Here is a 14,164-nt window from a genome sequence, read left to right as displayed (position 1 = left end):
CTATTGTTCAAATCAGTACATAGTTCATCCATAGCTATTAATACCTTACGAAAAGAATATTTCTTATGGCTACTCCAAAACTCAGATTAATCAGCAATAGTCAAGAATTCTTACCTAAAAAGTATCGGGCATTATCAACAAGCATACATATACCTTCAGGAAGATATGTAGCTCCAGGCGCAAGAATTATGACTCAATCAACTGCAAATAGTATGCGCGGGATTAATAGTCAGACACTTTACCAGCATCACAAACCAAGCCTGTTTGTCAAAAAAAGTTTTTCTGCGACCAATCATCAGCCAAAACAGTTAAAAGTTCACAGTGCAGCCTAATGCTTATGAAATACTTTTGTTTATTTAAAACTAGTTTTATTATTTATCCTTGATTAAACAATGACTTCTACTCCTTCTACACGCAAATCTCCCTTTAGTAAACTCAAAGAGCAATTTTTTGGCAATCCAGAACAGTCTCTAAAAGAAGCTTATGAGGCTGCTTCGAGGATTAAATCGATTGAAAATCGCTATTTTAGTGGCTATAGAGTACCTGTAGAATCTCTTACTAGCGATCGCCTACAGGGAGAAGTCCAAGAAAACTTAGATATTTTACGCAGTGGAATCGAACAATTCAACTCTAGCAGTGCTGCCTCTGGAAATCTTGGTTCAAATAATTTAGAAAAGCTGATTTTTGCCGAAGGTATTTTAGCCAACTACACTATTACTCAGAATCAACCAGCAGCTATAGTTCCCGTTTCCCAGCCTGGAGGAGAATCTTATACGCCTACCAGCATTGTCGATGTTTCTTCTACTACAACACCAGTTAACGTTACACCTCCTCCTCAGCAGAAACGAAAAAATGGTTCGCCCTTAAATTCATTATTTCCTGGTTCGACTCCATTAACAGGATCTGTTGGCAAAACCTTTGACAAAATTAAGCAAGACTTGAATCCTAAGTCTGAAGAAGAGGTAGTAAATGAGTTTCGCCGTTCTCGTGCCGTTACGGTGGTGGGAGTTAGACTACTAGCACTATTGATTATTGTGCCGATTATCACTCAGCAGGTATCAAAACGCTTGGTTATTGCTCCTATTGTCGATCAGTATCGAGGTGGAGAAGAAGCGGCCATTGTCATCGATAATTTAAACTCAGAGTGGAAAGAAGAGGCTTTGGTAGAACTTAACACCTACGAAGAGCAGCTCAAAATGGATCGGATGCTTAAAGGTTTTCCGTCCATGTCTAGTGAAGAACTAGAAAAGAATGTTCAAGAAAAAGCCAACGAAATTGCTGAAGTTTTTCATCACAAGAGCAACAACTCTATTAGTAATGTCTTTGCAGATTTTGTGGGAATCTTTGCCTTTGCTTTTGTGCTGTTGATCCGCCGAAACGATATTAGCGTTCTCAAGTCCTTTATTGACAAAATTATCTATGGTTTAAGCGATAGTGCCAAAGCCTTTGCGATTATTTTATTTACAGATATGTTTGTTGGTTTTCACTCTCCTCACGGTTGGGAAGTCTTGTTAGAAGGTCTAGCTAATCACTTAGGAGTTGCTGCCAATCAGAGTAGTATATCTTTGTTTATTGCTACCGTACCAGTAGTGATGGACACCATGATGAAATATTGGATTTTTAGATACCTTAGCCAACTATCCGCTTCTACTGTGGCAACCTTGAAAGAGATGAATGAATAGAATAACTTTATTGACCTTCTTAAAAAGTTAATAGCTGATAGCAAATCACAATATTATTATCAGCTTTGTAGCTGAGGGGAGCATTTTATATTTGGTATATAAGATCTAAACGAAGAGTTTCAAGATCGATCCCCTAGGTAAATGCGCAATGCCTAAATCAATAAGTTAGATATCATCAACAAGCTCGCCTAGATTGCCTCAAAATAAATTTAAGTCAAAGTAGCTTTTATCTTCCTCCACATCAAATATTTCTAGCTATATTGTCTCAACACTGCACTCTTTAGGAGATTAAAACCAATGCAGGTGAAAGCTCGAAAGTTAATAATTAAGATGGCAGTGTGGTTGATAACAGAGATTACATTCAACCTGATGGGAATAGATGACTTGATCGACTACAGCGAATTTATATTTGAGCAAAATTTGGCAAATCAAGAAAAAAAAGTCCTACTTACCGAAGATTCAATCATGGCTATCAGAAAACGATCAAAATTTGGCAAAAAGGAACAATTGCCTGCTCCCCAAGTGATTTTAAGCAAATCCCCAAACAGCAACGCCTCAAAGTTTTTTTCATCCCCAGCAGTCTCACAGCAAGAATTAGTTTCTCCTAGATCGATTCAGGCAAAACAACCCAACAAAAGACAAATTATTTTTCAGTCAGCTAAAGCTATTTTTCCCCAAGTTTTACCTTGGATCGCTTTATGTGGCGGTTATAGCTTGTTTATTTCTTGGCTAAATCGCTGGGAACTTTTACCAGAAGTATTTTCCAGTCAAGCGATCGCTTTTTATGTCGTTGGTCTTACCATCGCTTTGGGTTCATTATTGACGCTGAGAATTAATATTGCTTATAAAAACCTTTGGTTAAGACGTAAACCTTGGTTAGCAATGGTGGATTTAGTTAACAATCAGATTCGGGGTATCTGGCACTATGTAGAGGAACACGAACCTCAAGACCAATACGAGAAAGAATCGGCTATTAAGTTGGTATCTGCTTTTGCTGTGGCGACAAAACTACATCTGCAACAACAGCCAATGACTGAATTAAAGCCTTTACTATCTCAACTGGAATATAAAAGATTGCAGGTATCTAAGAATGCACCTCTAGATATTATTTTTTGGCTTGGTGATTATCTAGAACGTCAGTATAAACAAGGGCAACTTGATGATTTTCAGTATTCCTATTTACACAGGAGTGTTGAGCGCCTGACCAATATTTTGGGAGATTGCGAACGAGTTGCTAAAAAATCAGCATCTTTAATTCATACCATTGCTTTAAAAGTATTTTTGATCGCTTGTTTAGTAGCATTGCCCATTGGCATCATGAGCCAACTAGGTTCGGGTACAATTTTGGCGATGCTTTTAGTTAGCTCTATTTACCTGTTGATGAATGAAGTAGCAACAGAGATGGAACAACCCTTTAATCACTATAACGATGAGTATTTAGATTTTGTCCATAACACTATTAAACGCAACGCCGAAAATTTAATGCAACAACAATCCTCTGCCCAACTCTCAAAAATTAGGATCAATTTACCTAAAAAAGTAGCTTAATCTGATTTCCCACTTTATATAGCCCTTAAATTTTTTCGTGGACAATTCCATGCTATCTATCTTTGAAAATTTTATGTTACTTGTATGGGCGATCATTATATTTTCATTGCCCATCATACTAATTATGCCTATTATCTTTGCCAACGATCCCTATGACTAAGATAACGAACAGTTCTTGACCTTCACGCCAATATTAAGTAAACCGCAATCAAAGTAAATATAAATCATGGAAATACTTTATCAATATGCTTGGCTCATACCAGTTTTACCCTTATTGGGAGCAACTTTAGTAGGCATTGGTTTAATCTTATCTAATAAATTTACCAATAGTTTAAGACAAATTAATGCTGTCTTCCTGATTTCTCTAATTGGGGTGGGGATGCTCTTGTCATTTGGCTTATTGTGGAGTCAAATTCAAGGACACGAAGCTTATACTCAAACTATTGAATGGGTAACGGCAAATAATTTTAGCTTAACCGTCGGCTATACAATTGATTCTCTGAGTTCTTTAATGTTAGTCGTTGTGACTACCGTGGCTTTGTTGGTCATGATTTATAGCGATGGCTATATGGCTCATGACCCAGGCTATGTAAGATTTTATGCTTATTTAAGTATCTTTAGTTCTTCCATGTTAGGTCTGGTGCTTAGTTCCAACCTGCTACAAGTCTACATTTTTTGGGAACTAGTGGGGATGTGTTCCTACCTCTTGATCGGTTTTTGGTACGATCGCCCTAGTGCTGCTGCTGCTTGCCAAAAAGCTTTTATAACCAACCGTGTGGGTGATTTTGGTTTGCTATTAGGCATACTTGGTCTGTATTGGGCTACGGGAAGTTTTGACTTTAGCATTATGGGGTTGAGACTCTCAGAATTAGTTAATTCTGGCGCATTATCAGGAGGGCTGGCAGCCATGTTAGCAATCTTGGTTTTTTTAGGCCCAGTAGCAAAATCAGCCCAGTTTCCTCTCCATGTATGGCTACCAGACGCCATGGAAGGACCTACGCCTATTTCAGCCTTGATTCATGCTGCGACCATGGTTGCTGCTGGAGTGTTCTTGATTGCGCGGATGTATCCAGTTTTTGAGCAGATTCCTGTTGCGATGGGGGTTATCGCTTGGACTGGTGCGATTACTGCTTTGCTTGGGGCCGCGATCGCTTTAACTCAAAATGACCTGAAAAAAGGATTGGCATATTCTACTATGTCTCAACTCGGCTATATGGTGATGGCGATGGGCATCGGCGGATATTCGGCTGGTTTGTTTCATCTTCTGACCCATGCTTGCTTTAAAGCCATGTTGTTTCTCTGTTCTGGGTCGGTAATTCATGGTATGGAAGCAGTCGTAGGACACGATCCTCTATTGGCACAAGATATGCGCTTGATGGGCGGTTTACGCAAGTATATGCCTGTTACTGCTACTACTTTTTTGATTGGTACTTTAGCAATCTGCGGAATCCCTCCTTTTGCTGGATTTTGGTCAAAAGATGATATTCTTAGTTTAGCGTTTAGTGCTAATCCAACACTTTGGTTCCTCGGCTGGGCAACGGCTGGTCTGACGGCTTTCTACATGTTCCGCATTTACTTTATGACCTTTGAAGGTGAGTTTCGCGGTAACCAAGAATTAGACTGTCCAAAAATTGGACAAGATAATTATCCTCATGAATCACCTCTGACAATGATTTTTCCTGTAGTGGTTTTGGCTATTCCTTCCTGTTTCCTAGGCTGGATAGGCAGACCTTGGGATAATGTTTTTGCTAGATTTATTCATGCCCCTGGAGAAATTATTACCCTAGCTAATCAGTTTGATTCCCAGGAATTTCTGATTATGGCTGGTAGTTCCGTCGGTATAGCTTTAGTTGGCATTACGGTAGCTTCTTTGATGTACTTACAACCTAAAATTGACCGAGTGGCGATCGCCAAAAAGTATTCTACTTTTTATCAACTATCCCTGAACAAGTTTTACTTCGATGATCTTTATCATCAGGTGTTTGTAGTCGGCTGTCGTCGTCTAGCTAGGCAAATTATGGAAACAGACCATCGAGTTGTTGATGGTGTAGTTAACCTGACGGGTTTAGTTACCATTGCTAGTGGAGAAGGTTTTAAATATTTAGAAACTGGTCGCTCTCAGTTCTACGTCTTAACTATATTTAGTGCAATATTAAGTTTTGTACTTTTATTTAGTCTGACTTAGTTTACCGTTAAATCTGAGCAAGCTTGAGCTATTAGTCTGTCAAATATTAATTGATGGGTTGGGGGTAGGTAGTAGGTAGTAGGTAGTCCTAAAGGATAAGCTTCGCAAATAGGTAGTAGGTAGTAGGTAGTCCTAAAGGATACCCTAAAGGATTAGCGCCTGGGGGCGCGTCCCGCTTCGCATATAGGTAGTAGGTAGTAGGTAAAAAACTCATTACTCATTACTCATTACTCCAAGCTTGCTCACCCATCATTGATTAATTGACAAAGCACTATGAATGAATAACTAATGACTAATTATGAAAAACCTGTTGATTGTCGAAGACTCTTTTATCGATCTAAATAACTTTATTCCTTTATTTCTGAGGAAAGGTTTCAATGTTTTAATTACCAGAAGTGGTGCAGAAGCTTTGAGAATAATTGAAAATAGCCCCCCAGATATAATTCTTTTGGATGTTATTTTACCTGATATTAGTGGCTTTAATGTTTGTCAGCGGCTTAAGCAAAAAGCAGCGACCAAAAACATTCCTGTAGTTATTTGTTCAATTAGAAAAAGCGAAATAGAACAATTCTGGGGTCTAAAAATAGGAGCAAATGCTTATTTAACTAAGCCCGTCGGTCAAGAAAATTTAGTCAATACAATCGACCGATTAGTTGCTTAAACCTATTAATTAGTCATGAATTATCTACAACAGTGTAAAAAAAGCGAAAGAAAAAACTGTTAAGAATATGGTTAAAATAGAAATCGCCGAAACAACTACAGAATTAGAAGAATTACTCAGACTGACAGAATTTATAGAAGTAAGAGAAAGAATACAAGTAATATACTGGATTAAAAGCGATCGCGTAAAAACAGTTGCAGCAATCTCTTTACTTTTAGGAAAACATAGAACTACAATATTTAGGTGGTTAAATATATATCGTTCTCAAGGTCTAAAAGCCTTGCTGACTAAGGAAAAAAGTAGCGGTAGAAACAAGAAGATTACTCCGTTTATAGAACAAAGTCTCAAAAAAAAGTTACAAGACTCAGAGCAATTTCATAGCTATAAAGAAGCACATTTATGGGTAAAAAAAGAGCATGGTATAGAAATAAGCTATACGGCAGTTTATCAGCTTATACGTTATCGTCTAAAAGAAAATTTGAATATTTCTGTTACTGTTCCTCAAATCAATACTCAAAGAATAAACAAGATTTAAGAATATCTTTGAAATTGTGACTAATTTAATCAAATAGCCTAATTATTGAAAAAACCTTTAATTATATTATTGATTGCAACTAAAATCCAAATTACTTACAATCAACTAAATCAGATGAAAATTATGAATAATTACTCAGTAGCTAGAAGAAAATTACTCCAACTTGGTACAATTGCTCTGGGAACAACAATTGCGACTAAAGCCACAGCTTTTCAGACTAATTCTTTTCAAAAACAAGAGACAATTAAAGAGACAACTATTGCTCTAGATACACTTGGCGAAAATTCAACTCCAGAAAAAGTTTTAGAAGAATTATTACTAGGGAATCAGCGATTTGTTGAAAATAGACCTGAATCTCGTAACCAAGATTATATACGCTTACAAGAAGTTTCCAAAGAGCAAAAACCTCTCGTTTCGATAATGAGCTGTGCAGATTCAAGAGTTCCTGTTGAAGTTATATTCGATAGAGGTTTTGGAGATTTATTTGTAGTGCGTGATGCGGGAAATATAGCTACTCCAGAAGAAATTGGGAGCTTAGAATATGGCACTTATGTGTTAGGTTCAAAACTACTTATGGTAATTGGTCATGAAAAATGTGGTGCAGTCAAAGCTGCTTTAGAAGGAAAGCCACTCCCAGGTCAGATGGGTAGTATCATAGCAGCAATTCAACCAGCTGTTAACAGAGCAAATAAAGAAGATTCAGAAAAAATTTATACTGATACTATTAAAGAGAATGTCAGATTACAAGTTAAAACCCTTAATTCCTCCCCTTTACTTCATGATTTGGTCGAACAAGGCAAACTGAAAATCGTTGGAGCTTACTACAGTTTAACAACGGGTCAAGTTAGTCTTGTTAGAAACAAAAATGGAGAAAATTAATTGTAATACCGATATTTAAAGTCAGAAATTATCAAGCATTAACTGTAAGTGATTCTTTCCAGGCACTTAACTAGATTCATCTAGCGATCGCTTATCATCATCAGATTTTTTTATCTACTATTTGCTCTCTTTTACGACTTTATGAGAGTAAGTAGTAGTTTTTTTATAAAATAGTGACCGATTATACATTTTAGTTATTTTTCATTCACTAAGTAATCTTTTATCGATAATTTATCTATTTTTGTTTCGATTTTGTCACTATTAATCTCGTACTATAAGAACAATTAATTAAGAACAGCTCAAATGCCTCAAATTCCTACCATGATCTTTTTATGTGTCTTCTTGCCAGTCTTATTTTTCAATAACCAAGAAGATTGACTCTAGTCTTATTTAACTTAAGACAAATATTCAGTTAGCTCTGAAGATAATTTTTGATCAACCTCTTTCCCTACAAAATATGATGATTAATAATCAATTCCCCTGGCTAACTATAGCTACTTTATTTCCGTTGATTGCTGCTTTATTTATTCCTTTAATACCAGATAAAGACGGCAAAACAATCCGCTGGTATGCCTTTGCTGTAGGTTTTATTGACCTTTCCTTAATTGCCTTTATTTCTTGGCATTGTTACGACTTTCAAAATCCTACTTTTCAATTAGTAGAAACTTATTCCTGGATACCTCAGTTAAACCTCAATTGGTCGCTAGGTGCTGATGACCTCTCTTGGCCTCTAGTTGTATTAACAGGCTTGGTGAATACTCTATCAATCTTGGCGGCGTGGAAAGTCAAGAATAAGCCAAAGCTTTTTTACTTCCTGTTGCTATCTATGTATAGTGCGCAGTTAGGAGTATTTCTAGCTAAAGACCTGCTTTTATTCTTCTTAATGTGGGAAATAGAATTAGTTCCAGTTTATCTACTCATTTCAATCTGGGGCGGTCCAAAACGTCGATATGCAGCTACCAAGTTCATTCTCTACACTGCCTTAGCATCGATATTTATTCTAGTTGGAGCATTAGCACTCGCTTTTTATGGCGACACAGTTACTTTCGACCTTGAAGCTTTAACTCTCAAAAACTATCCTCTGCCATTAGAGCTTACTGTCTACGCAGCTTTCTTAATTGCCTTTGGTGTCAAGCTACCTATCTTTCCTTTTCATACCTGGTTGCCTGACGCTCATGGTGAGGCATCTGCGCCAATTTCAATGGTTTTGGCAGGTGTGTTACTAAAAATGGGTGGTTATGCGCTGATTCGGATGAATATCGAAATGTTGCCTGATGCTCATGTTTATTTTGCTCCTGTGCTGATTGTTTTGGGAATTGTCAATATTGTCTACGGTGCTTTTGCAGCCTTTGGACAGACCAACCTCAAACGACGGATGGCATACTCTTCAATATCTCACATGGGCTTTGTTCTCATTGGTATTGCTTGCTTCAACGACCTAGGTTTAAGCGGTGCAATGTTACAGATGCTTTCTCATGGTTTAATTGCTGCTGCGTTATTCTTCCTCAGCGGGGTAACTTACGATCGCACTCATACCTTATGGCTCGATGAAATGGGTGGACTGGCAGAGAAAATGCCCAAAACCTTTGCTCTATTTACTGCTGGCTCTCTAGCTTCCCTGGCGCTTCCTGGAATGAGTGGCTTTATTGGCGAAATCACCGTATTTCTTGGTCTAGCCACTAGCGACGCTTATACTTCTTCGTTCAAAGTTATTGTAGTCATGCTGGCAGCATTGGGATTGATTATGACTCCTATTTACTTGCTCTCAATGTTAAGAGAAATCTTTTACGGCAAAGAAAATAGTTTCTTAGAAGACAAAAAGATTATGTGGTCAGATGCTCAACCCAGAGAAATCTTTATTACTGCTTGTCTTTTGATTCCGATCATCGGTATCGGCTTGTATCCCAAACTAGCTACTCAAACTTATGATGTCAAAACAACTCAAGTTGCTGCTCACGAACATCAAGTATTGGCTAATGTTTCTCGGACAAATGATTTGTATGCTTCCATCAAGCCTAAAAGCGCACCTGAAATAAAACCAAATGAAACTCTAGGTATGATTAGCATCAATGAACTAGACAAGATCTTACTCTTCAACCTGGGTTAGATTATTGCTGAGCTTAATCTTTAACAGGTCTGTTCAGGAAAAGGATTGTTTTTCTAGGTAATAGCAACAACCAACATCAAAAATTTCTCGCTTGAACCAACAGTAGGTAAAACAATCCTATTTCTATCTAATACCATTTATCAAAAGTAATGAAAGACTTAAGAAAAAGTAAAAACATAATTAAATTCAATGTCTGGAGTACCAAAAATAGAAATAGCTGAGTCAGTAGAAGAATTAAAATTGCTGATGAAGCAACAGAAAAAAGCATCAGGATATACCAAAATACGCTGTCTTTATTTGCTGAAAGTTAACGCAGTAGAAACCATTAAACAATTGACAGTTATTATTGGTAGAAAAGAATCGACAATTCATCATTGGTTACATAAATATCAAACAGGAGGATTACCTTTTTTACTAGAAGAATCACCAAAAAAAGGAAGCCTCAAAAAAAATGAAATGATCTCAAAAATTCAACAAGAGTTATCGGACTCCCAGGGATTTAATAATTACTAAGAACAAAAGTGAAGTAGTATAACTTCAAAAATCCCACCTAAATCATTTTTCCCATAGTCATTTTTGCCAACAAACTAAGACAATTATTTATCCTAAAGGATACACTTCGTTATTATGACTTTATCTTTTTCCTTGCCATCTCGCTATGCCAGCTTTCTACCTCGTTTTTCTAAACTAGCTAGCGTTAGCATATTTTCTAACATGATGGTTCCTCTAGCGGGAATTTGCGATACAGCTTTTCTCGGTCATCTATCAGATATTCGCCACCTAGCAGGAGTTATTTTAGGAGGAATTCTATTTGATTACCTCTATCGAATTTTAAAATTCTTTCGTAATGGTACTAATGCTCTGACGTCTCAGGCAGTAGGCGAAAACGACCAGGAACAGATTCTGCTAGCAGGATTAAGAGGTGCTTTGGTGGCAATGGCGATCGCCATGATTATTTTATTTTTACAATACCCAATTCAAAAGTTTGGTTTTGCTATTCTCTCTGGTTCTCCTGATATTGAAGCCTTTGGAGTGGATTACTTTAATGCACGTATTTGGGGTGCACCTGCGGTTTTACTTAACTTTGTTCTCATTGGTTGGTTTTTGGGGCAAGAAAAAAGTGCTTTGGTACTGGCAATTGCTCTAGTTGGTAACATCTCAAATGCAATCATGGACTATTTCATGATTAATCAATGGGGATGGTCAAGTATGGGTGCAGGACTAGCTACAGCCTTGAGTCAGTATTTAGCCTTATTGGTAGCACTAATTGGAGTTGCCTCCTGTATTGATTGGCAAGCTTTACCCCCAGCGTTAGAGAAAGTGTTTGACTGGCAAGCTCTAAAGTCTACCATCATTCTTAAGGGCAATATCCTAGTCCGCTATGTAGCCATGATTACTGCCTACTCTATTTTTACTAACCTCAGTGCAGGAATGGGAACCGATATAGTTGCAGCTAATGGACTAATACTTCAAATTGTACTTTTGAGTCAGTTTACGGTTAACGGAATTGGTCTTACTACCCAAACTCTCATCGGTAATTTTCGAGGCACAGGTGAGACAGAAAAAATGATGCCGTTATTGAACGTTTCCATGTTTGCTAGCCTGACTATTTCTTTAATGTTTGCCTCAGTCTCGATTCTCTTTCCTGAAACAATTTTTACTTTGCTTACCAGTCACAGTGAGATTAGCCATAGTGCGATCGCCTATATCACTTGGTTATTACCACTGTTATCCTTTGGTGCTGTTGCTTTTGTTCTGGAAGGATATGTTATTGGCTTAAAAGAAAGCGCAAAACTCCGAAATTCTGCCATCATTGCTTTAGGATTTGGATTTATTCCCGTAGCCTGGTTCGCTTGGTATGTTCAAAATAATCACATATTATGGTTAGCATTAACTATGTATATGGCAACCCTGGCTATTTCTTTAGGCATCAAAATTTGGGGAGTTCAAATCAGCAAAAGTTTATCGTGGCAAAACGAATCGTAGCACTGTAAATAAAGTTAATTTGACTTCATTTCCTTCAATTTTCTGATTAACTTTTTTGCTACTTAAGTGTTGGCTCCAGGATAGAGAAAGCGATCACTTTCTCTATCTTTTTTTGCTTTTTTGCTTCTAGCATTTTTATGTTTAATAATAATCCTTTAGTTTTTGATAATATTTAACTTATTGATTTAAAAAAAGAAAATAGTCACTTTTGTTCCGATTTTGACACTTTTTTAGACTAATCTATATTGTGAAAGATGTTTTTAAAAGTACAAATATTTAGGTTATGAATTTAAAGCTCAATCTGCTAAAAATAGCTCCAGTAATGACAACAATAGCTGTAGGAGCTTTCGCCCCAATTGAAATGGTAAATGCAGCTAGTGGCTCTAATGGTGCCTATGTAGCTGAGACTACTCAACAAGAGGTAGTTAAGAAATCAACCAAAGCAACAGATAGTCACGGACAATCAACCACAGCAGCAGATAGTCACGGACAATCAACCACCGCAGCAGGTAGTCACGGACAATCAACCACCGCAACAGATGGTCATGAACAATCAACCGCAGCAGCAGGTGGTCACGGACAATCAACCACCGCAACAGATGGTCATGGACAATCAACCACCGCAACAGATGGTCACGGACAATCAACCGCAACGACCATCCCCGAAATGTTTACTTCCAAAAAAGCACTGGAAATTGAATTTTTCTCTTTTTTAAGCATAATTGGACTAAGCCTAGTTGTTCCGGAGATTTTTCATCGTCCCAAAAAAGAGGCTCAGAAATTAGTTATAGTCGAAAAAAATCAGGCTCAAGGACAAAATCAAGCATTCAACGAAAAAGATCTACAGCAGTACGAATCTAGAGATAGTCAGCAGTCTATCCAAGCTGGATTAGCCCCCACTCGATTAATTAACTTTAGTCAAGAACCTGAAACAGCAGAAGAAAATACAGAGAGCAAAAAAGATCTTCCTAGCCTAAAAGTTGTTTCTGATGTTCCAACACCTTATACCATTCCCAACAAACAAATAAGCCAAATTCAAATTAACGGGAAAACTAAAGTAGACAATTGGAGTCAGCCGAATAGCGACGCTGCTTAATTATGCTTTTTAAAGCAACTCTCACTTTCAGGGTAAAGAAGTAGCAAGTTAAATATTTCAGCTTTTAAACTTTAATTAATTAAGGCTGAGGCTTAATTTAAATCTACTTCTCCCAATCTAAATAATTTCAGAAAAACCAAAAGACAAACTAACATAAGGAGAAAATAAAATGAATAATGCGATCGGCAACAAACATAAATCTCGTAATTCTAATTCTAGATTTAGTTTTACAAGAGTTTTCAATAATTTGGATAAGCTACAAGATTTAATGGTTCTTGCCTGCGGTATCGGTCTAGTATTCAAAATGATGATAATTCTGGTAGATATTTTCGTCGGTTTGAGATCGGGGATGGATGTCAAAGAACTTACCGCTCAAGCCTTATTCATACTAATTTTAGTAGAACTATTTCGTCTCTTAGCAGTTTATCTCAAATATCACAGAATTTTTGTAGGTGTAGCTGTTGAAGTAACTGTGGTATCGATTCTACGAGAAATAATTGTTGAAGGCATAATTCATATGGATGCAATGCTCGTTTTTGCTATATGTGCTTTCTTAGTAGTATTAGGCGGTTTGATGCTAGTCAGCCACAAGGTTGAAGGTTCAATCGAACACTAAGGTGCATATCTGCTGATTTGGCAGAAGATCTTTGAGTCAGATTCCAGCTGAAAAAATTCGCTCGCTCAGCTTTGCGGGCTATATCCTACCTCATTTCCCTAACTGACATTATTCAACAGACAGAAAATAAATACGATGCTTTCACAGATTGTTCGTCCTTTAGTAGACACTCAAATTCGTCGGTTAGCCAGTTCCCAAAATACATATTCAACTTTGATGGAAACGATCGCTAGATGGCTTAGTTATTTGGGAGTACAAGCTCAAGTTACTTATCTGACTCGTCAAGCAGAAAAAATTAAAGTTTCCCTGACAGTTGGTAAACCAGATCTTTGTAACTCAAAAGACTGGCAGCAAATTCTTGATAATCTTGATCGTCAAAAGACTGTTTTTCCCATTAATAGTTACGACCGACTTACCTCTGATCAAAAAAGAAAACTGCAAAGATTATTTGCCTATTTAATTCAAATTAGTCAGCCAGACAAACAAAATAATCTTGACTTACTTTCTAGTTCATTAAAGAAACTTCATTTAGACGATTTGATGCTCATGGGAGTTAAAGCTGCTTTAAAAGTTCCTCAATCAGTTGATCGATTACTAAAACAACTCGAACCTGATGTAATAGCATTAGCTTTTCCTCAAGCAATGGAAATTGTTTTGATAGATAGTCAACTAAATCAAGAAACAGAAATAGCTATTATTACTATGTTGACTAGGTTAAAAGCTACTAATAATAGTAATACTCTAGCTCAAGTTTCAAGTCTCAATCATGATAGACTGCAATGGATAGGACAACAGGGTAAGCGCAAGAAAATTCAGCTATCAGATAAGTTAGACTGTAGGGGAATCGAAGCAGCAAGAACTTTGAGTAA

At 37.1% G+C, this 14,164-nt stretch carries 13 protein-coding genes; all 13 read left to right on the top strand.

What is annotated here, in order from left to right:
* Nucleotides 1-65: 65 nt before the first annotated feature.
* Nucleotides 66-332: a hypothetical protein gene (locus tag C7B62_RS13570; RefSeq protein WP_106237045.1), complete on the top strand. Its 267-nt coding sequence runs from the start codon at nt 66-68 to the stop codon at nt 330-332.
* Nucleotides 333-392: 60 nt separating this feature from the next.
* A complete protein-coding gene (locus C7B62_RS13565) occupies nt 393-1,682 on the top strand; it encodes a proton extrusion protein PcxA (RefSeq protein ID WP_106237042.1) in 1,290 nt (429 codons plus the stop codon).
* 297 nt (nt 1,683-1,979) lie between these two features.
* Nucleotides 1,980-3,230: a bestrophin family ion channel gene (locus tag C7B62_RS13560; RefSeq protein ID WP_106237039.1), complete on the top strand. Its 1,251-nt coding sequence runs from the start codon at nt 1,980-1,982 to the stop codon at nt 3,228-3,230.
* Between the two features lie 226 nt (nt 3,231-3,456).
* Complete coding sequence (locus tag C7B62_RS13555; protein WP_106237036.1) at nt 3,457-5,415, top strand: NAD(P)H-quinone oxidoreductase subunit 5; 1,959 nt, start codon at nt 3,457-3,459, stop codon at nt 5,413-5,415.
* 298 nt (nt 5,416-5,713) lie between these two features.
* Nucleotides 5,714-6,076, top strand: a complete 363-nt coding sequence (locus C7B62_RS13550; RefSeq protein ID WP_106237033.1) for a response regulator transcription factor — start codon at nt 5,714-5,716, stop codon at nt 6,074-6,076.
* Between the two features lie 67 nt (nt 6,077-6,143).
* Nucleotides 6,144-6,611, top strand: a complete 468-nt coding sequence (locus C7B62_RS13545) for a helix-turn-helix domain-containing protein (RefSeq protein ID WP_106237031.1) — start codon at nt 6,144-6,146, stop codon at nt 6,609-6,611.
* A 45-nt stretch (nt 6,612-6,656) separates the two neighbouring features.
* Nucleotides 6,657-7,490 carry a carbonic anhydrase gene (locus C7B62_RS13540; RefSeq protein ID WP_233219952.1) on the top strand — a complete coding sequence of 278 codons (834 nt, stop codon included), beginning with the start codon at nt 6,657-6,659 and terminating at the stop codon, nt 7,488-7,490.
* Between the two features lie 460 nt (nt 7,491-7,950).
* Nucleotides 7,951-9,597, top strand: coding sequence for an NAD(P)H-quinone oxidoreductase subunit 4 (locus C7B62_RS13535; RefSeq protein WP_199194191.1), 1,647 nt, complete (start codon nt 7,951-7,953; stop codon nt 9,595-9,597).
* Nucleotides 9,598-9,786: 189 nt separating this feature from the next.
* On the top strand, nt 9,787-10,110 hold the full coding sequence (locus tag C7B62_RS13530) for a helix-turn-helix domain-containing protein (RefSeq protein ID WP_106237028.1): 324 nt from the start codon (nt 9,787-9,789) through the stop codon (nt 10,108-10,110).
* A gap of 114 nt (nt 10,111-10,224) precedes the next feature.
* Nucleotides 10,225-11,583, top strand: a complete 1,359-nt coding sequence (gene gntT, locus C7B62_RS13525; protein WP_106237025.1) for a guanitoxin biosynthesis MATE family efflux transporter GntT — start codon at nt 10,225-10,227, stop codon at nt 11,581-11,583.
* A 322-nt stretch (nt 11,584-11,905) separates the two neighbouring features.
* On the top strand, nt 11,906-12,679 hold the full coding sequence (locus C7B62_RS13520; protein ID WP_146132101.1) for a hypothetical protein: 774 nt from the start codon (nt 11,906-11,908) through the stop codon (nt 12,677-12,679).
* A 169-nt stretch (nt 12,680-12,848) separates the two neighbouring features.
* The gene (locus C7B62_RS13515; protein WP_106237021.1) at nt 12,849-13,295 is read left to right on the top strand and encodes a phosphate-starvation-inducible PsiE family protein; all 447 of its coding nucleotides are present in this window, start codon (nt 12,849-12,851) and stop codon (nt 13,293-13,295) included.
* 135 nt (nt 13,296-13,430) lie between these two features.
* A partial coding sequence (locus C7B62_RS13510) for a hypothetical protein (protein ID WP_199194188.1) occupies nt 13,431-14,164 on the top strand: 734 nt, incomplete at its 3' end.

The organism is Pleurocapsa sp. CCALA 161 (genome assembly GCF_003003995.1).
GTDB lineage: Bacteria > Cyanobacteriota > Cyanobacteriia > Cyanobacteriales > Xenococcaceae > Waterburya.
This window is presented reverse-complemented; position numbering and strand designations above follow the sequence as displayed.